Source organism: Alistipes onderdonkii, from assembly GCF_025145285.1.
Lineage (GTDB): Bacteria > Bacteroidota > Bacteroidia > Bacteroidales > Rikenellaceae > Alistipes > Alistipes onderdonkii.
Genome location: NZ_CP102251.1, coordinates 2,664,657 through 2,682,353, shown reverse-complemented (window position 1 = coordinate 2,682,353; position 17,697 = coordinate 2,664,657). Strand labels below are relative to the sequence as shown.

Here is a 17,697-nt window from a genome sequence, read left to right as displayed (position 1 = left end):
GGTTACCGCCCGGGCTGCCTCCGCTCGCGGCGATACTGCTGGGGCGGGACGCCCTCCCTTTTGCGGAAGAATGTGGAAAAGTGGCTCGGGGTCTCGAACCGGAGCCTGTATGCGATCTCCGCGACGGTGAGCTCCGTCGTATCGAGTAGCTCTTTGGCACGCAGGAACCGAATCTGCGAGAGATATTGCGCAGGCGAGGCACCGGCATACTGCCGGAACATCTTGCGGAACCACGAATAGCTGACCGACAGGCGTTCGGCGATCCCCTGCGGCGTGAGACCGCCCTCGACCTCGCGTTTGATGAGGGCGCGCGCCTCGTCGATCTTGCGGATGGCCATCGAGTCGTTGAACAGAAGGTTCCGGTGCTTGTAGTAGACCGAACCCAGCAGGAACTGCACGATCCCCGCCGCGACCTGCTGGTAACCGGCCTGTTCCCGGAGCGCATAGCCGACGACCTCCTCGTACATGCCGATGATCGTCTGGCTGAATCCCAGCCCGAAAAGCGGGTTGCGCGGCGAAAAGAACCCGTTGGCGACCTGCGCATCGACGCTGCCGCCCCGGAATCCCACCCAATGTTCGAACCACCCGGTAGCCCTGTCGGGCTCGTAGGTATGCCACTCCCCGGGGAAGAGCAGGATCATCGTCCCGGCCCTGATCCGCTGGCGGCGGCACGAACGGGACTCGAAATAGCCTTCCCCGCGCGATATGTAGACCAACTGGTACTCCTTCAGGACACGCCCCTTGCCGGGGTCGAAAATATGGGATTCGGGATGCTGCGCCTGCGGGTAGGAACTGTGCGCCGCGACCGCCTGGTACCCGGCCGTCGTGACGACCAGCCCCCACGCCTCGTCGTTGCGGCTGATGTTGAGATACTTTATGTTGCAGCCCGGTAGCGGTTCCATGCCTGAAAATATCGGATTCGACCCAAATTTACGAAAAAGTCCGCAGGACGCCAAACCCGGCGAAGGAAGATGCGGGCGGGAAAACGAAAAGGGAGCCCGGATTCGATTCCAGCGCTCCCTTTTCCGGGTGATTCCGGCGCGGTTCGAACGCGCGACCCGCAGCTTAGAAGGCTGCTGCTCTATCCAACTGAGCTACGGAACCATCGGCAAAACCGCACCCTGCGGTGACGATTTGCGCCGCAAAGATAGGAATTTTTTTCACAACAGCCCCCGGCTGAACGAAAAATATCACTTCCCGCAGGGGTGCAACGGCCTGCAACCCCGCGGGAACCCGGTTAGGGGCACGACCCTGCACAGCCACAAGCCCGCCCTTTTTCCGGCAGTTCCCGCCGCAACCCGCCATGCACCGTATCCGGCAGAAAAACAGCCTGTCGCACCGATTTTTCGGCGAATTATTTTGCCGGGCGGAATATTTTGTCTACATTTGCAGGCTTAAAAGCCCAAAGTGGGTGAGCGTTTTTTAATTAATTACAACAAAATTTTATAGCAAATGGCTGTTAAAATTCGTCTGGCACGCCACGGTAAGAAAGGTTTTGCTTTCTACCACATCGTTGCCGCAGATAGCAGAGCGCCACGTGATGGTAAATTCATCGAAAAGTTGGGAACCTACAACCCCAACACGAATCCTGCTACGATCGACCTCGACTTCGAGAAAGCATTGGGTTGGTTACAGAAAGGCGCACAACCTACGGATACTTGTCGGGCCATCCTCTCGTACAAGGGCGTATTATACAAGAAGCACCTGTTAGGCGGTGTCGCCAAGGGCGCATTCTCGGAGACCGAAGCCGAAGCCCGCTTCAACAAATGGCTGAGCGAGAAGGCCGGCAAGATCGAGGCCAAGAGCAACAAGCTCGCCACGGATGCCAAGTCGGCCGAGAAAGCACGCCTGGCTGCCGAAGCCAAGATCAAGGAGGAGCGCGCAAAGGCCATCGCCGAGAAGCAGGCAGCTGCCGCAGCTGCTGCCAAAGAGGCCGAGGAGGCCGAGGAGGCTGCCGCCGCCGAAGCTGCCGAGGCTCCCGCAGAGGGCGCAGCAGAGGCTCCTGCCGCAGAATAACACCAGGAAAGCTTCTTTCCGGAATCCCGGTAAATTTCCCGCAACGGGAGGTTTACCGGTTTTTTTCATTACTTTTGCAGATAGTTCCCACGCGGGCGCATCCCGTGCGGGAATCGTCCGGCAAGGCACAGCGAGGCGCTGCACGGCACGACAAGGCGGCAGCACAGCGGGGCCGGGTGTAACGGAGCACCGGGATACCCGCTTCCCCCGTTCCGCACCGCGATACGGACATAAGAGAAAAAAAACGAACCGATATGAGCGTTACTATTCCCGCAGGCAGGATCAACAGGCTTTTCGGCACCGACGGCGGTGTGATGCTGTCGCTCTATGCCGATTTCCCGGAGGAATTCGGTACCGGCACCCCGCTGCTGGTCACGATCGACGCCCTCGAGGTGCCGCTCTACTGCGAGCGCTTCGAACGCCGCGGCAGCTCGGGCGCCGTGGCCTCATTCGCCGATTTCGACACCGAGCGCCGGGCTCAGGAGCTCGTCGGGCTTGAATTCCGTATCGAATGCGAAGAGGAGGAGGACGACGAATTCTATCTGGAAGACCTGATCGGCTTCGCCGTGACCTGCACCGAAGCGGGCGCGGACGGCGCAAAGGGAGCGGCCGCCTTCACGGGTTCGGTCACGGACTACTACGACAGCGACGCCAACCCGCTTTTCGAATTGGAGATCGGCGGCCGCACGGTACTCGTCCCCGCCGCCGAGGAGTTCATCGCCCATATCGACTTCGAGGGGCGCACGATGAAACTGGTGCTGCCCGAAGGGCTGCTCGACCTGTAACACCCATGAAACCGCTACGCCCGACAAACACCCGCCGTATGCCCCGCTTCCTGCACCGCTGGCGCATAGCATTGGGACACATGGCATGGTGGAGGTTCGCCGTCCTGCTGCTCGTCATGACCTTCGCCGCAAAACTGCTCGCGCTGCTGCTGTTCGGGCTCACCGCGGGCATCGACGACGCCGATATGGATTCCGACCGCGCCGAACGCATCGGTTGGTTCGTCGCCGTAATCCTTGCGCCGTTGTTCGAAACGCTGATAGCCCAGGCGTTGGTCATCCGGCTCGTACGTTGGGTTGCCCCGGCATCATTCCTCCTGCCGATCGCCGTTTCGGGCATCCTGTTCGGCTGCGGACACACCGCGAGCCCGATCTATGCAGTCTGCATGCTCTTCGTCGGGCTGGTCTGGGCTTTCGCCTACTTGAGCCGACTCGAACGGCGCGGTTTTGCACAGGCGTTCTGGCTGGTGGTCGCGGTGCATGCTTTGAATAACTTAATCGCTTTTATCCCATAATATGGCACGTGTCGTAATCGGACTTTCGGGCGGCGTGGATTCATCGGTCGCCGCCTACCTGCTCAAACAGCAGGGGCATGACGTCGTGGGGTTGTTCATGATCAACTGGCACGACACGACGGGAACGCTCGAGGGCGACTGCCCGTGGCACGACGACCGCGTCTTCGCCGAGCTGGTCGCAAAAAAACTGGACATCCCGTTGCACGTCGTCGACCTCTCGGCGGACTACCGCACCCGCGTGGTCGATTACATGTTCTCGGAATACGAAAAGGGACGCACCCCCAACCCCGACGTGCTGTGCAACCGCGAAATCAAATTCGACGTCTTCCTGCGCGAAGCGTTCCGGCTGGGCGCCGATTTTGTCGCCACGGGACACTACTGCCGCAAGGCCGAGGAGACGCTGCCCGACGGACGGACAATCTATAAACTCCTCGCGGGCGCCGACCCCAACAAGGATCAGAGCTACTTCCTCTGCCAGCTCTCGCAGGAGCAGCTGCGCTACGCCCTGTTCCCCGTCGGCGACCTGCTCAAACCCGAGGTGCGGCGCATCGCCGCCGAACAGGGATTGGCCACGGCCAAACGCAAGGATTCGCAGGGCATCTGCTTCGTGGGCAAGGTCGACCTTCCGGCCTTCCTGCAACAGAAGCTGGCCTCGAAAAGGGGTAACGTCCACGAGATACTCCCCACGTGGCCGAAATACGGCCCCAAGGCCCGAATCCCGGCGGGCACACCCGATGCCGGACAGGCAATCCCCGCCCCGGGCGGACAGCACGCGGCCGACGTACCCCCCACGACCGAACAGCTTGCGGCACTGGCCGCCCCGTGGCGCTACACCGTCCGCGACGGCAAGAAAATCGGCGAGCATGGCGGGGCGCACTTCTACACCATCGGCCAGCGCAAGGGGCTCGGCATCGGCGGGCGCAAGGAATCGTTGTTCATCCTCGCCACCGACACCGTGCAGAACGTCATCTATGTCGGCGAGGGCGACAGCCACCCCGGCCTGTGGCGACAGGCACTGCATATCTCCCCCCGCGAGATACACTGGGTCAACCCCGCGCGCACGATGCCGGCAGGCCAAAGCGCCCGCTTCAGCGTCCGCATCCGCTACCGCCAGCCTTTGCAGGAGGCCACGCTCTTCGTCCGCGACCAGGGAGCCTACATCCTCTTCGACACCCCCCAGCGGGGCATCACACCAGGGCAGTTCGCCGCATGGTACGACGGCGACGAGCTGGTCGGTTCGGGGGTGATCTCGGAATAATCCCGCTCCAGCCCGGATTTTCACCTGAAACGCCAATAATCCGTATTTCAGGAAAAGTCGGGTTGCTTTCAGCAACGCAGTCATGTACCTTTTGGTGGCAAAAGGTACCCAAAACCATCCGCATGCCGTTTTCGCGGGAGCAACTGCGGAGCCTCGCTGAACGGGCACGAAAGACTGCGCTTTTCGCACGCCCGTTCCGGGCGCTCGGCGCCGCAGCCGCTCTTTATCCGCTGCAAACGAAATGCGGAAAATCCTGCTGTCCGGAATTCTCGCTGTGCGGCAAAAAAACAGAGAAACACGATAACAAAGATTCCGACTTGATGCCGGAGCCGTCGGCGGACGGCGGACTAAAAGCGCGAGAAACGGGGCAGGTTTGCTTGCAAACCCGCGATTAGGCGCCCGTTTCCAGCGTTAGGACGCCAAGAGCAGGCGAGGCATCCGTCGGAGAGTTTTTGGTACTTTTTGCGGAAAAAAGTACATGGCGGAATTTGCAAAAAAACTCTTGGAACCAAAAGAATCGTATACATTTCCCCTCCAAAGATACCAAAAACAAAAATTCCGGCACAAAGGCCGTAGTACACCGGCTTAATAACTACCTATACATAGGCGAATTTAAGTTATAACTATACTTTCACAATGGCATAATTTTTAGTTTTACATCATCTAAACAGATGCTTGTGAAACCGAAAAGTGCTTTCGACATATACGTCAGTGCCGCAGTTCGCAAAGAGCGGATGGCTCAACGTGTTTCACAGGCCACATTGGCTTATGGTATAGGAGTAAGCGACGGATTCATTTCACAAGTTGAAAGCCCGAAAAATCCTTCAAAATACAACCTCAACCATATCAACGAGATCGCCCGGTTCCTGGGCTGCTCGCCGCGCAAGTTCCTGCCCGAGGAGCCGTTATAACCCCGGCCTATGTCGCTGCGCCGCATCATAACCGTCCTCGCCGCAACCGGCCACGCACGCCTCGTCCCGGGCAGCCGGGCTTTACGCGCCTTGCAACGGCTGCCACGCATCATAACCGCCCTGCTGCTCTTCCTGGCAGGCATCCCCGCCCATGCACAACCGCGCACGGGCATCGTCTACTGGGATCTCGACCATCTCTACGACACTGTCCCCGCCCTGTTCTACAATGACACCGACTACACGCCCTCGGGACGCCTGGCGTGGGACACGGAGCGCTACCGCCGCAAGATACGCCATACGGCGGCCGTCATCGACTCGATGCGCATGCCGCTCGTGGCGCTGTGGGGCGTCGAGAACGAAGCCGTCGTCCGCGACATCGCAGCCGCCTGCAAGGGCGATTACAGCTACCTGCACCGTACGCTCAATTCCCTCGACGGCATGGATTTCGCACTGCTCTATTACGGCGACCTCTTCGAGCCCCACTACGACGAGCCGGGGCGCCGCTACCTCTACATCGAGGGCCTCCTCTACCGCCGCGGCAAACCCATGCGACGGGGATCCGGACGCGTCGTCCGTCCCACGCGCACCGACACCATAGGGCTCGTGCTGTGCAGCGACACCCGCATGGCCGAATGGGTCGTCCGCGACCTGCGCGAAGAGCGCCCCGGGGTGAAGCTGCTCGTCGCGGGACGCACCTCGTCTCTCGCCCCCGGAGCCTTCGGGCTGCGCGACGCACTGGAGCGCCCGGCACGGCTCGGGCGGGGCAACGTCCGCCGCCGGGGCGGCTGGCAGATGCGCGATCGCATTCTGGCCGACACGGCGCTCCGCACCTCGGCGGGCGATGTCTATGCGCGCCGTTATCTGATTGACCCCAAGACGGGTACCCCGCTTCCGACCTACGAAAAAAGGCGGTACAGGGGCGGTTACGGCTACGCCCTGCCGGTATTCGTTTACTTGGAGTAGATTTTTTTGGAATTCCGGAAAAGTTTTTATATATTCGCATTCCCAACGGCGAATATGAATTCTTTGACGAGGCGGTAACAGGAATGTCACCGCAATTTTCGTCTGTGAAAAGCGGCAAGTTGACAAAAAATTTATAAATTTATATACCAATTAAATTAACCAAGAAAAATTATGGCAGACGTTAAACGAGTCTACACCTTCGGCAACAAGGAAGCCGAAGGCAACGGCAAAATGCGTGAGCTGCTCGGCGGCAAGGGTGCGAACCTCGCGGAGATGAACCTCATCGGCATCCCCGTCCCCCCGGGCTTCACGATCACCACGGAAGTATGTTCCGAATATTACGCCCACGGCAAGGACGCCGTGATCCAGATGCTCCGTCCCGAAGTGGAGAAGGCGATGAAAAATATCGAGAAGCTCACCGGGATGAAATTCGGCGACAAGGAGATGCCGCTGCTGGTGTCGGTACGCTCGGGAGCCCGCGCTTCGATGCCCGGCATGATGGACACGATCCTCAACCTGGGTATGAACGACCAAGCCGTGGAAGCCGTCGCCAAGCGTACGGGCAACCCCCGTTTCGCATGGGACTCGTACCGCCGTTTCGTACAGATGTACGGCGACGTGGTGCTGGGCATGAAACCCGAATCGAAAGAAGACCACGACCCGTTCGAGGTAATCATCGAGGAGCAGAAACACAAACGCGGCGTGAAGAACGACACCGACCTGACGACCGACGACCTGAAGGAGCTGGTCAGGAACTTCAAGGCTGCCGTCAAGAAGCAGACCGGCGAGGACTTCCCGGCATGTCCCTGGGATCAGCTCTGGGGCGCCGTATGCGCCGTATTCGGTTCGTGGATGAACGACCGCGCCATCCTCTACCGCAAGCTCAACAACATCCCCGCCGAGTGGGGAACGGCCGTGACCGTTCAGGCCATGGTATTCGGCAACATGGGCAGTAACTCGGCGACGGGCGTAGCCTTCTCGCGCGACGCCGCGACGGGTGAAAACCTCTTCAACGGCGAATACCTCATCAATGCCCAGGGCGAGGACGTCGTGGCCGGCATCCGCACCCCGCAGCAGATCACCCTCGAAGGGTCGAAGCGCTGGGCGGCCGCACAGAACATCTCCGAGGAAGACCGCCGCACGAAATATCCCTCGCTCGAAGAGGTCATGCCGGTGGTTTACAAGGAACTCGATGAGATCCAGCACCACCTGGAGCAGTATTTCAAGGACATGCAGGACATCGAGTTCACGATCCAGGACGGCAAGTTGTGGATGCTCCAGTGCCGCAACGGCAAACGCACCGGCGCGGCCATGGTCAAGATCGCGATGGACATGCTCCGCGAAGGGCTGATCGACGAACGCACGGCCGTGCTTCGCTGCGAGCCCGCGAAGCTCGACGAGCTGCTCCACCCCGTATTCGACAAGAAGGCCATCACCAATGCACAGGTCATCACCAAGGGCCTTCCCGCATCGCCGGGCGCCGCGACGGGCCCCGTGGTATTCTTCGCCGAAGATGCCGAGAAAACCCTCGCCCAAACCGGTCAGAAAGCGATCCTCGTGCGCATCGAAACTTCGCCCGAAGACCTCAAAGGCATGCTCGACGCCGCCGGCATCCTCACCGCCCGCGGCGGTATGACCTCGCATGCGGCCGTCGTTGCCCGCGGCATGGGCAAGTGCTGCGTATCGGGCGCCGGGGAGCTGGAAATCGACTATAAAACCCGCACGATCAAAGTCAACGGCTTCACCGTCAAGGAGGGCGACTGGATCTCGCTCAACGGTTCGACGGGCGAAGTTTACCTGGGACAGGTAGCCACGATGGCCGCCGACCTGAGCGGAGACTTCGGCCAGCTGATGGATCTGGCAGGCAAATACGCCGTGCTGAAAGTCCGCGCCAACGCCGACACGCCGAAGGATGCCGCACAGGCATTCGGATTCGGCGCCGAGGGCATCGGCCTCTGCCGCACGGAGCACATGTTCTTCGAGGGCGACCGCATCAAGGCTTTCCGCGAGATGATCCTCGCCGACGACGAGGCCGGACGCCGCGTGGCACTGGCCAAGTTGCTGCCCATCCAGCGCGGAGACTTCGAAGGCCTGTTCAAGGCCATGAACGGCTTCCCCGTGACCGTCCGCCTGCTCGACCCGCCCCTGCACGAGTTCGTGCCGCACGACGAGAAAGGCCAGAAGGAGATGGCCCGTGAGATGGACGTCCCCCTCCAGAAGATCGTCGCCAAGGTCGAGTCGCTGGCCGAGTTCAACCCCATGCTGGGACACCGCGGCTGCCGCCTGGGCAACACCTACCCCGAGATCACCGAGATGCAGGCACGCGCCATCATCGAGGCGGCCATGAATGTCCGTGCGCAGGGCATCCCCGTGCACGTCGAGATCATGGTTCCGCTCGTGGGCAACCACAAGGAACTGCGCTACCAGAAAGGCATCATCGACTCGACGGCCGAACAGGTATTCTCGGAGCGCAACGACAAGATCGACTACATGGTCGGCACGATGATCGAGGTTCCCCGCGCAGCCGTGACCGCCCACCAAATTGCCGAGGTCGCCGAGTTCTTCTCGTTCGGCACCAACGACCTGACGCAGATGACGCTGGGCTTCTCGCGCGACGACATCGGCAAGTTCCTGCCGATCTACCTCGACAAGGGCATCCTGAAGAACGACCCATTCCAGATCCTCGACCAGAACGGCGTGGGACAGCTGATTCGCGAGGCCGTATTCAAGGGCCGCGGCAAGCGCCCGATGCTCAAGTGCGGCATCTGCGGCGAGCACGGCGGCGAACCTTCGTCGGTCGAATTCTGCCACTACGCGGGCCTGAACTACGTGAGCTGCTCGCCGTTCCGCGTGCCCATCGCACGCCTGGCGGCCGCCCACGCAGCCCTCAAGGAGAAATAAGCCTTCACCCGGCAACCGCCGGAACACCCATACCAGCGAAAGCCTGCGGCGTGCATGCCGCGGGCTTTCGTTTTTAGCGACAAAAAAGTCCGGTTCGTTGAAAAATTTTTGCCGTGGCGGATAAATTTTGTATATTTGTTCTAGTAAACAGTATTATTCGCAACTTTTGTTAAATTAAAGCAACAGACATGAAAAAGATTTTTCTTACGGTGATCGTCGTGCTTTTAGCAGTAACGACGGTTTCGGCACAGTACAAGGGCGACTGGGGAGTTGGCCCCAAAATCGGGGTATACACGAATGCGGGTGCCGACGGAGCCATCTTCGGTATCGGTGCGGCCGGACAGTACAGCATCACCGACAACTGGCGTGTAGCTCCCAGTATCCTGGCCCTTTGCAAGACGGGTTGCTCGGTGGATATCAGCGCCGACGTACAATACCTGTTCAACATCGCCCCCGACTGGCATATCTATCCGCTGGCAGGTATCAGCGCCAACGACATCGGCGACTGGTCGTGCGGTATCAACCTCGGCGGCGGCGCGGACTTCTCGATCACCCGCAACTGGGACGTTTCGGCCGGCTTCAAATGGATGATCCAGACCGCCAAGGATTATGTACCCGGCTTTGTGAAGCGCAGGAACCCCATCGTTATCAATATCGGCGCAACGTACAGGTTCTAAGCCCCATCCCGAGAGGAAACAAAATCCCGACACTTATTCGTAAGTGCCGGGATTTTTCATGTCCGCAGCCCCGATCCCGGCTATCCCGTGCCGGCTGAATAGCTTCCGCCGGATACAGGAAGCGACGGCGGAAGTTGCAAAAGTGTGATCCGCAAAATCCGAAAAACACATATCACGGCACGAGTGTTGTACGTCGTTCAGGCGACAAGGCAGCGCATCGGAGAGGTCGTCCCCAGCCGGGATGGGATCCTGTGACTAATTGACAACCACTTGATTATTCATATAAAATTAAACTGAAAGCCATGAAAAAAATTCTTCTGATCGCAACCGCGGCATTGTTTGCCTGGACGGCGTCCGCCCAGGACAACAACTACCGCAACACCCGTGACAACAACCGCAATGCGGCCCAGGCAGGCAATTACCGCAGCACGCCGGAAAATTACCGCAGCGCCGTGGGTCCGCGCGTAAACTTCTATACCAATACGGGCGACGCATCCGTCGGAATCGGTGCCTACTACCGATACAGTTTCGATTCCCACTGGCGTATCGAACCGTCGATCTATGTCCTGACGGAAAAGGACAGTTCGGTCGACATCAATTTCGACGCCCACTACGTATTCCGCATCGCCGACTGGTGGGGCGTCTATCCCCAGGTGGGCGTTGTCGCCAATGACATCAAGGACTGGGCATTCGGCATGAGCGTCGGCGGTGGTTTCGACTTCAACGTCGCGCGCCGCTGGAACATCTCCGCAGGTCTGAAATACGAACCCATGTTCGACAGCGGCCGCAGCAATCCGCTCGTCGTTTTCGTAGGCGCAGCATACAGGTTCTGACAGAGGCCGTTCCTGACGCAGACGGGCCTGCCTGACAAGTCCGCATTTTACGATTTCACCCCCGCCAGAACAATCTCTGGCAGGGGTGCGTTTTATCTTGGGAGCTTGTCAGGCAGCCTCTTTCCTGTTTCGCCATGCGGAAAAACCGCCGGCTCCCCGCGGCCGCACCGTTACGGAGCCTGCCGGCCGGGCGAACGTCCCGTTTGCCTTTGCATGGCCGGAACAACTTTTCCGCCGGACGGAACCTGTTGCGCAGCCTGCGGGCCGCCCCTGCGGGCGCATGGCCCCGGCATACGGGTCATTTGGTCTTATACGCGCAGCGGTATTTGCCCTTTGCCAGGTTCATCAGCTTTCCTTTCAGCAGGTTGCGGCGCAGGGGCGAAATCCGGTCTGTGAAGACGATGCCCTCGATGTGGTCGTATTCGTGCTGGATGACCCAGGCCTTCAGCCCGTGGAACTCTTCGTCGTGCTCGACGAAATCCTCGTCCATATAACGCATCCGGATCGCCAGCGAGCGGGGCACGTCGGCATGGATGCCGGGGAACGAGAGACATCCCTCGTTGTAGGTCTTCTTCTCCTCCGACAAGGCATAAATCTCGGGGTTGATAAAGGCGCGTTTGTAGTCCGCGCATTCGGGATCGTCCTCGCCCCAGGGTGTGCAATCGACAATGAAGAGGCGGATATTCTTGCCGATCTGCGGTGCTGCCAGCCCGACGCCCTCGGCTTCGCCGAGCGTCAGGAACATATCTTCCACGAGTTTCTTCACCTCGGGATAATCGGGCGTGATCCGCTCGCAGGGCTTACGCAGCACGTCCGAACCATAAATTACTATCGGATAAATCATTTGTTAAACTCCATATAACTCTGTAAAATAATCGTGGCCGAGATCTTGTCCACCAGCGCCTTGTCCCGGCGCGCCATCTTGCCGATACCGCTTTCGAGCATCGTGCGGTGCGCCATCACCGAGGTGAAACGCTCGTCGTGGAAGACGACCTCCTTGTCGGGCCAGGCCTTCCGCAGGCGCACGGCCAGCGGCTCGATGAAACGCCACGTTTCCGAAGGCGTGCCGTCCATGCGCGAGGGCTTTCCCACCACGATGGTACTAACGTCCTCCGAGGCGAAATATTTTGCCAGCCACGCCTCAAGTCCCTTCGTATCGACCGTATCGAGCCCCCCGGCGATCAGACGCAACGGGTCGCTCACGGCAATCCCCGTGCGCTTCGTCCCGTAGTCTATGGCAAGTATCCGTCCCATGCACTAAAGGTTCAAGCCGGATTCGCCGCCCATATAACAGTAGTTCCTCAGCAGCCAGCCGGCCAGCATTCCGGCCGCCAGGCAAAGCAGCAGCGCCCACCAGGGGAAACGCCGTTTTTCACCCTCGACGATGCTGTCGGAATCGAAAATATTGAACCGGCCCATAATCGCCCCGCTACAGGTTCATTTTCCGGAACAGCTTGCGGTACGAGCACTCCTCTTCGACGAGCGAAGGCAGCGACTCGATCATGACGCGCTCCTGCTCCATCGTATCGCGGTGGCGCACCGTCACGGTACCGTCCTCGAGCGTCTGCCCGTCGACGGTCACGCAGAACGGCGTACCGATGGCATCCTGGCGGCGGTAGCGCTTGCCGACGGAATCCTTCTCGTCGTAAACGACGTTGTAATCGTATTTGAGGTCGTCGACGATCCGCTGCGCCACCTCGGGCATGCCGTCTTTCTTCACCAGCGGCAGCACGGCCACCTTCACGGGCGCCAGCGCAGCCGGCAAACGCAGCACGACGCGCGAATCGCCGCCATCGAGCTGCTCCTCGGTGTAAGCCGCCGACATCACCTGCAGGAACATGCGGTCGACACCGATCGAGGTCTCGACGACATAGGGTACGTAGCTCTCGCCTGTTTCCGGGTCGAAATACTGGATCTTCTTGCCCGAGAATTTCTGGTGGTTGCCCAGGTCGAAATCCGTACGCGAATGGATGCCCTCGACCTCCTTGAAACCGAACGGGAAGTTGTATTCGATGTCGGTAGCGGCATTGGCATAGTGCGCCAGTTTGTCGTGGTCGTGGAAACGGTAGCGGTCGTCGCCGAAGCCCAGCGCACGGTGCCAGGCCATACGGGTCTCCTTCCACTGCTGCCACCACTTCATCTCCTCGCCGGGGCGTACGAAGAACTGCATCTCCATCTGCTCGAATTCGCGCATACGGAAGATGAACTGGCGGGCCACGATCTCGTTGCGGAACGCCTTTCCGATCTGCGCGATTCCGAACGGCAGTTTCATGCGGCCGGTCTTCTGCACGTTCAGGAAATTGACGAAGATACCCTGTGCCGTCTCGGGACGCAGGTAGATCGTATTGGCACCCTCGGACGTCGAGCCCATCTGGGTCGAGAACATCAGGTTGAACTGGCGCACCTCCGTCCAGTTGCGCGTACCCGAAATCGGGCACACGATCTCGCAGTCGACGATGATCTGACGCAGTTCATTCAGGTCGCTGGCGTTCTGGGCAGCCACGAAACGCTTGTGCACCTCGTCGCGCTTGGCGAGGGTTTCGGCCACACGGGGCGAAGTCTCGCGGTACTTCTCCTCGTCGAACGACTCCCCGAAGCGCTTGCGGGCCTTTTCGACCTCTTTTTCGACCTTTTCATCCTGCTTGGCGAGCCAGTCTTCGATCAGCACGTCGGCGCGGTAACGCTTCTTCGAGTCCTTGTTGTCGATCAGCGGGTCGTTGAACGCACCGACATGGCCCGAAGCCTCCCACGTGCGGGGATGCATGAAGATCGCGGCGTCCAGCCCCACGATATTCTCGTGCAGCTTGACCATCGAATCCCACCAATAACGCTTGATGTTATTCTTCAGCTCCACGCCGTTCTGGCCGTAGTCGTAGACGGCGCCGAGCCCGTCGTATATCTCGCTCGAGGGGAATACGAACCCGTACTCCTTGCAGTGCGCCACCAGTTTTTTGAAAAGTTCTTCCTGCGTCATTTTATCTTGTTTTTAAATTATTTTCCGAATTACAAAAGTACAAAATAATTGGGAACTACGTCTTTCCGTAGCGAATTTATTTCTATATTTGCCACGGCGGCCTGCCATGGGCCGCCGACATAAGAGACAAAAAAGTGCATCGGCTTTTTTCTTCCGGCAGAAAATTGGACACTTTCCCGGACGGTAAGGAACGAAGGTTGATGCTCTCGCTGTTTTTCAGCGCGGGCATATTCTACCATTCTACCGTTCGGGTCGTCCAATACCTCTGCCGTGGATGTAGGATCGAGTCCGCGCTTTTGCGTCCCGCCCCGATGAAACGACCCAAACAAATGACGGGAACGATGAAACTTCTGATTGCGCTCATTGCCATCGCTATCATAGCAATATGCGGCAATGCCGGAAGTAAGAAATAGTGCTACACCAGCCCCGCGCGCAGGAACGAGAAATCGCCTTCGCGCGCTATGATTATGTGATCCAACAGCCGGATGTCGAACAGTGCCGCAGCCTGTGCGACACGCTCGGTGAGCACCTTGTCCTGCGGACTGGGCGCCGCAGCCCCCGAAGGGTGGTTGTGGATCAGCACCAGCTGCGTGGCGAGCAGTTCCAACGCCCGTTTGACGATCAGCCGGTGGTCGACGACCGTTCCCTGCACCCCGCCCTGGCTTATGCGCTGGCGCTCGATGATGCGGTTGGAAGAGGTGAGGTAAACCGCCCAACACTCCTCATAGGCAAGCGTTTCCAGCTGCGGGCGGAACAGCGCCACCACATCGTCGCTCGTCGCAATGACATCCGCTTCCGCAGCCCGCGACGCCGCGACGCGGCGGCCGAACTCGGCGGCAGCAAGCAGCAGGCGGGCACGCCTGAGCCCCAACCCGCCGACCATCCGCAGGCGGGCCGCATCTTCCGACGCGATACGCGCGAGCGCACCGCCGCAGGCCGCGAGCAACGCCCCGGCCGTCTGTTCGTCATCGGTCAGCACGGCCAGCAACTCCGCATCGCTGAGGGATTCGGCACCCCGTGCCGCCATCTTATCGGTTATCGTCTTCATAGGGGAAATATCGGGTGGGAAATCGGGTGTACATCGCGCGGTATGCGGAAAAGTTATCGGACACAAGACCGGGCCGCATATCGTAAGTATCCGGCCGGCCCAGGGCATCGACCGCCTAAGAGAGTTCCGGACATCGGCAAGTAAGGTGTGCCAGGGTTGTTCCGGCATACGTGCATCGGCCGCCGGGACACCAGCTACGGAAGCCGGGCAATCGGCTTCCGGGTTCTACCAGCTGCCAGTTGCCGCAGCATCGGCCGCCGGGACACCAGCTACGGGAGCCGGGCGATCGGCTTCCGGGTTCTACCAGCTACCAGCTGCCGCAGCATCGGCCACAGAAACCCCCTGATGCCGACATGGAATCCGGAGGTTCGCAACCCGGGCCGCTCCGCCCCAATGCCCCTGGCTTCGGCCGCCGAGTATAACCAAAAGTTATTGCGTCAGCCGGTCGACCCTGTCCAGCAGCGACGCGCACTGTTCGTCGGTCATATACTCCGCCACGGAGAATGCGGCATGCTGCTCGGCCTCTTTCTTCGAATCGCCCGAGCCGTGCCCCACCTCTATACCGTCGACCAGCACCGTGGAGTAAAACACGGGGTGGTTCGAGGAGTACCCCTTGTCGTTGCCCGTGCGGAATACGATCTTGAGGTGGTTCTTCTGGCACCACTCGATCAGCCGGCTTTTGAAGTCGGTCTCCGACTCGGTCAGTTCGTCGAGGTTCAGGGCCTGGAAATAGATCCGGTTGATCAGCAGCCGGTTGGTGAACTCATACCCCTGGTCGAGGTAGACGGCACCTATCATCGCCTCGAAGGCATCGCCGTAGATATGCTTCTGGCTGATGCTCGTACTGGCGTTCGAGATGACATGCCGATCCAGATCGATCTTTACGGCCAACTCGTTGAGCGACTGCCTCGACACGATCTTCGACCGCAGCTGCGTGAGGAACCCCTCGTCCCGGTCGGGATACTCGATGAAAAGGTAGTCCGAGGTAACGGCCTCTATCACGGCGTCGCCCAGGAATTCGAGCCGCTCGTTGTTGATCGGGCGCCCGTCCTCCAGAACCAAAGAAGCTGACTTGTGAATCAAAGCCAGCTTGTAAAGTTCGATGTTGTTCGGGATAAACCCGAACATATCATCGACAATCTTGTAATACGCCTTATCCCGCCCGAAATTCCTTCTAAGGGGGCGCAGTATGAAATCGAACACGGGCCCGGACGGTTTTAAGGTAATCAGATCTTACGGAAAATGACCGTGGAGTTATGTCCGCCGAAACCGAACGTATTGCTCAGGGCACACCTCACTTCGCGCTTCTGCGCCTTGTTCAGCGTGAGGTTCAGGTTCGGGTCGATCTCCGGGTCGAGGTTCTCGCAGTTGATGGTCGGAGGAACCACGCCGTGCGTGATGGCGAAGATGCAGGCCAGGGCCTCGGCAGCCCCGGCAGCACCCAGCAGGTGACCGGTCATCGACTTGGTGGAAGAGATATTGACGTTATAAACGTGGTCGCCCAACACACCGGCGACAGCCTTCAGTTCGGGGATGTCGCCCGCGGGGGTCGAGGTACCGTGGACATTCACATAATCAATATCTTCGGGTTTGATGCCGGCGTCCTTGATGGCGTCGCGCATCGACTTCATAGCACCCTTCCCTTCGGGATGAGGGGCGGTGAAGTGGTAAGCGTCGGCAGAAGCGCCGCCGCCGATGATCTCGCAGTAGATCTTGGCACCGCGGGCCTTGGCATGTTCATACTCCTCGAAGATCAGGGCTCCGGCGCCTTCGCCGATCACGAAACCGTCGCGATCCTTGTCGAACGGACGCGAAGCGTGCTGGGGATCGTCGTTGCGCGTGGAGAGCGCCTGCATGGAGTTGAACCCGCCGACACTCGGCTCGTTGACCGCAGCTTCGGAGCCTCCGGCCACCATCACGTCGGCCTTCCCGTAGCGGATGGCGTCGAACGCGGCGATCATGCCGTGGTTCGAAGATGCGCACGCCGACACCGTGCAGTAGTTGGGCCCCATGAAGCCGTACTTCATGGAGATGAAACCGGCTGCGATGTCGGAGATCATGCGGGGAATAAAGAACGGGCTAAACCGCGGGGTTCCATCCCCTGCGGCCCAGCCCAGACACTCATCGAAGAAAGATTTGATTCCTCCGATGCCCGAACTCCAGATCACCCCCACCTGTTCCTTGTCGACGGCCTCGAGGTCGAGCGCCGAATCCTCGACGGCCTGCGTGGCCGCGATCAGGGCATACTGGGTGAAAAGGTCGTACTTGCGTACTTCCTTACGGTCGAAATAGAGGTTCGAGTCGTAATTCTTTACTTCACAAGCAAACTTCGTCTTAAACTTCTCTGCATCGAAATGAGTAATCGGTGCGGCACCGCTGACTCCCTTCTCCAAATTCGAAAAATACTCTTCAATATTATTACCGAGCGGGTTGATCGTACCGATGCCCGTAACAACTACTCTTCTTTCTGTCATAAATTTAAGGCTATAAGAGGCTGTGAATGCTCTTTTTATAAATTATTTCTTGTGCTCTTCGATATACTTGATAGCGTCGCCAACGGTAGCGATCTTCTCAGCGTCCTCGTCCGGAATCTGGATATCGAAAGCCTTCTCGAACTCCATGATCAGCTCTACGGTGTCGAGCGAATCAGCACCCAGATGGTTGGTGAAGCTTGCTTCGGGTACAACCTCCGATTCCTTGACACCCAGTTTGTCGACGATGATCTCGACAACTTTTGATTGAACTTCTGACATAATTTTAATTTTTTAGTTAAACAATTATTTGGAAATAGTTCTTTCGTATTTCCGGGGTAATTTTGC

At 59.1% G+C, this 17,697-nt stretch carries 18 protein-coding genes and 1 tRNA gene; 9 read left to right on the top strand and 10 right to left on the bottom strand.

Going from position 1 to position 17,697, the window contains the following annotated elements:
* Positions 1-2: 2 nt before the first annotated feature.
* Together NQ559_RS10800 and NQ559_RS10795 are read right to left on the bottom strand one after the other, a co-directional pair.
* The gene (locus tag NQ559_RS10800) at positions 3-902 is read right to left on the bottom strand and encodes a helix-turn-helix domain-containing protein (RefSeq protein ID WP_018694956.1); all 900 of its coding nucleotides are present in this window, start codon (positions 900-902) and stop codon (positions 3-5) included.
* 128 nt (positions 903-1,030) lie between these two features.
* Positions 1,031-1,104, bottom strand: a tRNA-Arg gene (locus tag NQ559_RS10795).
* Between the two features lie 348 nt (positions 1,105-1,452).
* On the opposite strand from NQ559_RS10795, the gene NQ559_RS10790 reads away from it, so the two are divergent.
* The 9 genes from NQ559_RS10790 to NQ559_RS10750 all read left to right on the top strand — a co-directional run bounded on the left by NQ559_RS10790 (position 1,453) and on the right by NQ559_RS10750 (position 10,856).
* Complete coding sequence (locus NQ559_RS10790; RefSeq protein WP_026318198.1) at positions 1,453-2,016, top strand: 30S ribosomal protein S16; 564 nt, start codon at positions 1,453-1,455, stop codon at positions 2,014-2,016.
* Between the two features lie 254 nt (positions 2,017-2,270).
* The gene (gene rimM, locus NQ559_RS10785) at positions 2,271-2,801 is read left to right on the top strand and encodes a ribosome maturation factor RimM (protein WP_018694954.1); all 531 of its coding nucleotides are present in this window, start codon (positions 2,271-2,273) and stop codon (positions 2,799-2,801) included.
* 38 nt (positions 2,802-2,839) lie between these two features.
* Positions 2,840-3,313 (top strand): CPBP family glutamic-type intramembrane protease, encoded by a 474-nt coding sequence (locus NQ559_RS10780; protein WP_018694953.1) that lies wholly within the window; start codon positions 2,840-2,842, stop codon positions 3,311-3,313.
* 1 nt (position 3,314) lies between these two features.
* Positions 3,315-4,571, top strand: coding sequence for a tRNA 2-thiouridine(34) synthase MnmA (mnmA, locus tag NQ559_RS10775; RefSeq protein ID WP_018694952.1), 1,257 nt, complete (start codon positions 3,315-3,317; stop codon positions 4,569-4,571).
* Positions 4,572-5,242: 671 nt separating this feature from the next.
* The gene (locus NQ559_RS10770) at positions 5,243-5,482 is read left to right on the top strand and encodes a helix-turn-helix domain-containing protein (protein WP_018694950.1); all 240 of its coding nucleotides are present in this window, start codon (positions 5,243-5,245) and stop codon (positions 5,480-5,482) included.
* A 9-nt stretch (positions 5,483-5,491) separates the two neighbouring features.
* Positions 5,492-6,445, top strand: coding sequence for an endonuclease/exonuclease/phosphatase family protein (locus NQ559_RS10765; RefSeq protein WP_018694949.1), 954 nt, complete (start codon positions 5,492-5,494; stop codon positions 6,443-6,445).
* A 171-nt stretch (positions 6,446-6,616) separates the two neighbouring features.
* Positions 6,617-9,346 carry a pyruvate, phosphate dikinase gene (gene ppdK, locus NQ559_RS10760; protein WP_018694948.1) on the top strand — a complete coding sequence of 910 codons (2,730 nt, stop codon included), beginning with the start codon at positions 6,617-6,619 and terminating at the stop codon, positions 9,344-9,346.
* A gap of 188 nt (positions 9,347-9,534) precedes the next feature.
* Entirely contained in the window at positions 9,535-10,023 is a 489-nt protein-coding gene (locus NQ559_RS10755; RefSeq protein ID WP_018694947.1) for an outer membrane beta-barrel protein, read from the top strand.
* 302 nt (positions 10,024-10,325) lie between these two features.
* On the top strand, positions 10,326-10,856 hold the full coding sequence (locus NQ559_RS10750) for an outer membrane beta-barrel protein (RefSeq protein WP_018694946.1): 531 nt from the start codon (positions 10,326-10,328) through the stop codon (positions 10,854-10,856).
* A 298-nt stretch (positions 10,857-11,154) separates the two neighbouring features.
* On the opposite strand, the gene def is transcribed toward NQ559_RS10750, so the two are convergent.
* The 8 genes from def to NQ559_RS10710 form a co-directional block, all read right to left on the bottom strand.
* The gene (def, locus tag NQ559_RS10745; protein ID WP_018694945.1) at positions 11,155-11,700 is read right to left on the bottom strand and encodes a peptide deformylase; all 546 of its coding nucleotides are present in this window, start codon (positions 11,698-11,700) and stop codon (positions 11,155-11,157) included.
* Positions 11,697-12,110, bottom strand: a complete 414-nt coding sequence (gene ruvX, locus NQ559_RS10740) for a Holliday junction resolvase RuvX (protein ID WP_018694944.1) — start codon at positions 12,108-12,110, stop codon at positions 11,697-11,699. Before ruvX ends, def begins: the two co-directional genes overlap by 4 nt.
* A gap of 3 nt (positions 12,111-12,113) precedes the next feature.
* On the bottom strand, positions 12,114-12,275 hold the full coding sequence (locus tag NQ559_RS10735; protein ID WP_018694943.1) for a hypothetical protein: 162 nt from the start codon (positions 12,273-12,275) through the stop codon (positions 12,114-12,116).
* 10 nt (positions 12,276-12,285) lie between these two features.
* The gene (locus tag NQ559_RS10730) at positions 12,286-13,830 is read right to left on the bottom strand and encodes a glycine--tRNA ligase (protein WP_018694942.1); all 1,545 of its coding nucleotides are present in this window, start codon (positions 13,828-13,830) and stop codon (positions 12,286-12,288) included.
* A gap of 415 nt (positions 13,831-14,245) precedes the next feature.
* Complete coding sequence (locus tag NQ559_RS10725; RefSeq protein ID WP_018694940.1) at positions 14,246-14,878, bottom strand: JAB domain-containing protein; 633 nt, start codon at positions 14,876-14,878, stop codon at positions 14,246-14,248.
* A gap of 429 nt (positions 14,879-15,307) precedes the next feature.
* On the bottom strand, positions 15,308-16,006 hold the full coding sequence (rnc, locus tag NQ559_RS10720; RefSeq protein WP_018694939.1) for a ribonuclease III: 699 nt from the start codon (positions 16,004-16,006) through the stop codon (positions 15,308-15,310).
* 98 nt (positions 16,007-16,104) lie between these two features.
* On the bottom strand, positions 16,105-17,352 hold the full coding sequence (fabF, locus tag NQ559_RS10715) for a beta-ketoacyl-ACP synthase II (RefSeq protein ID WP_018694938.1): 1,248 nt from the start codon (positions 17,350-17,352) through the stop codon (positions 16,105-16,107).
* A 42-nt stretch (positions 17,353-17,394) separates the two neighbouring features.
* Positions 17,395-17,631, bottom strand: a complete 237-nt coding sequence (locus NQ559_RS10710; protein WP_018694937.1) for an acyl carrier protein — start codon at positions 17,629-17,631, stop codon at positions 17,395-17,397.
* Positions 17,632-17,697: the final 66 nt, after the last annotated feature.

Excerpts from the sequence above, each read along its gene's own strand:
- NQ559_RS10800 (WP_018694956.1), bottom strand. The coding sequence starts at position 902 with ATGGAACCGCTACCGGGCTGCAACATAAAGTATCTCAACATCAGCCGC.
- NQ559_RS10790 (WP_026318198.1), top strand. The coding sequence starts at position 1,453 with ATGGCTGTTAAAATTCGTCTGGCACGCCACGGTAAGAAAGGTTTTGCT.
- rimM (WP_018694954.1), top strand. The coding sequence starts at position 2,271 with ATGAGCGTTACTATTCCCGCAGGCAGGATCAACAGGCTTTTCGGCACC.
- NQ559_RS10780 (WP_018694953.1), top strand. The coding sequence starts at position 2,840 with ATGCCCCGCTTCCTGCACCGCTGGCGCATAGCATTGGGACACATGGCA.
- mnmA (WP_018694952.1), top strand. The coding sequence starts at position 3,315 with ATGGCACGTGTCGTAATCGGACTTTCGGGCGGCGTGGATTCATCGGTC.
- NQ559_RS10770 (WP_018694950.1), top strand. The coding sequence starts at position 5,243 with ATGCTTGTGAAACCGAAAAGTGCTTTCGACATATACGTCAGTGCCGCA.
- NQ559_RS10765 (WP_018694949.1), top strand. The coding sequence starts at position 5,492 with ATGTCGCTGCGCCGCATCATAACCGTCCTCGCCGCAACCGGCCACGCA.
- ppdK (WP_018694948.1), top strand. The coding sequence starts at position 6,617 with ATGGCAGACGTTAAACGAGTCTACACCTTCGGCAACAAGGAAGCCGAA.
- NQ559_RS10755 (WP_018694947.1), top strand. The coding sequence starts at position 9,535 with ATGAAAAAGATTTTTCTTACGGTGATCGTCGTGCTTTTAGCAGTAACG.
- NQ559_RS10750 (WP_018694946.1), top strand. The coding sequence starts at position 10,326 with ATGAAAAAAATTCTTCTGATCGCAACCGCGGCATTGTTTGCCTGGACG.
- def (WP_018694945.1), bottom strand. The coding sequence starts at position 11,700 with ATGATTTATCCGATAGTAATTTATGGTTCGGACGTGCTGCGTAAGCCC.
- ruvX (WP_018694944.1), bottom strand. The coding sequence starts at position 12,110 with ATGGGACGGATACTTGCCATAGACTACGGGACGAAGCGCACGGGGATT.
- NQ559_RS10735 (WP_018694943.1), bottom strand. The coding sequence starts at position 12,275 with ATGGGCCGGTTCAATATTTTCGATTCCGACAGCATCGTCGAGGGTGAA.
- NQ559_RS10730 (WP_018694942.1), bottom strand. The coding sequence starts at position 13,830 with ATGACGCAGGAAGAACTTTTCAAAAAACTGGTGGCGCACTGCAAGGAG.
- NQ559_RS10725 (WP_018694940.1), bottom strand. The coding sequence starts at position 14,878 with ATGAAGACGATAACCGATAAGATGGCGGCACGGGGTGCCGAATCCCTC.
- rnc (WP_018694939.1), bottom strand. The coding sequence starts at position 16,006 with ATGTTCGGGTTTATCCCGAACAACATCGAACTTTACAAGCTGGCTTTG.
- fabF (WP_018694938.1), bottom strand. The coding sequence starts at position 17,352 with ATGACAGAAAGAAGAGTAGTTGTTACGGGCATCGGTACGATCAACCCG.
- NQ559_RS10710 (WP_018694937.1), bottom strand. The coding sequence starts at position 17,631 with ATGTCAGAAGTTCAATCAAAAGTTGTCGAGATCATCGTCGACAAACTG.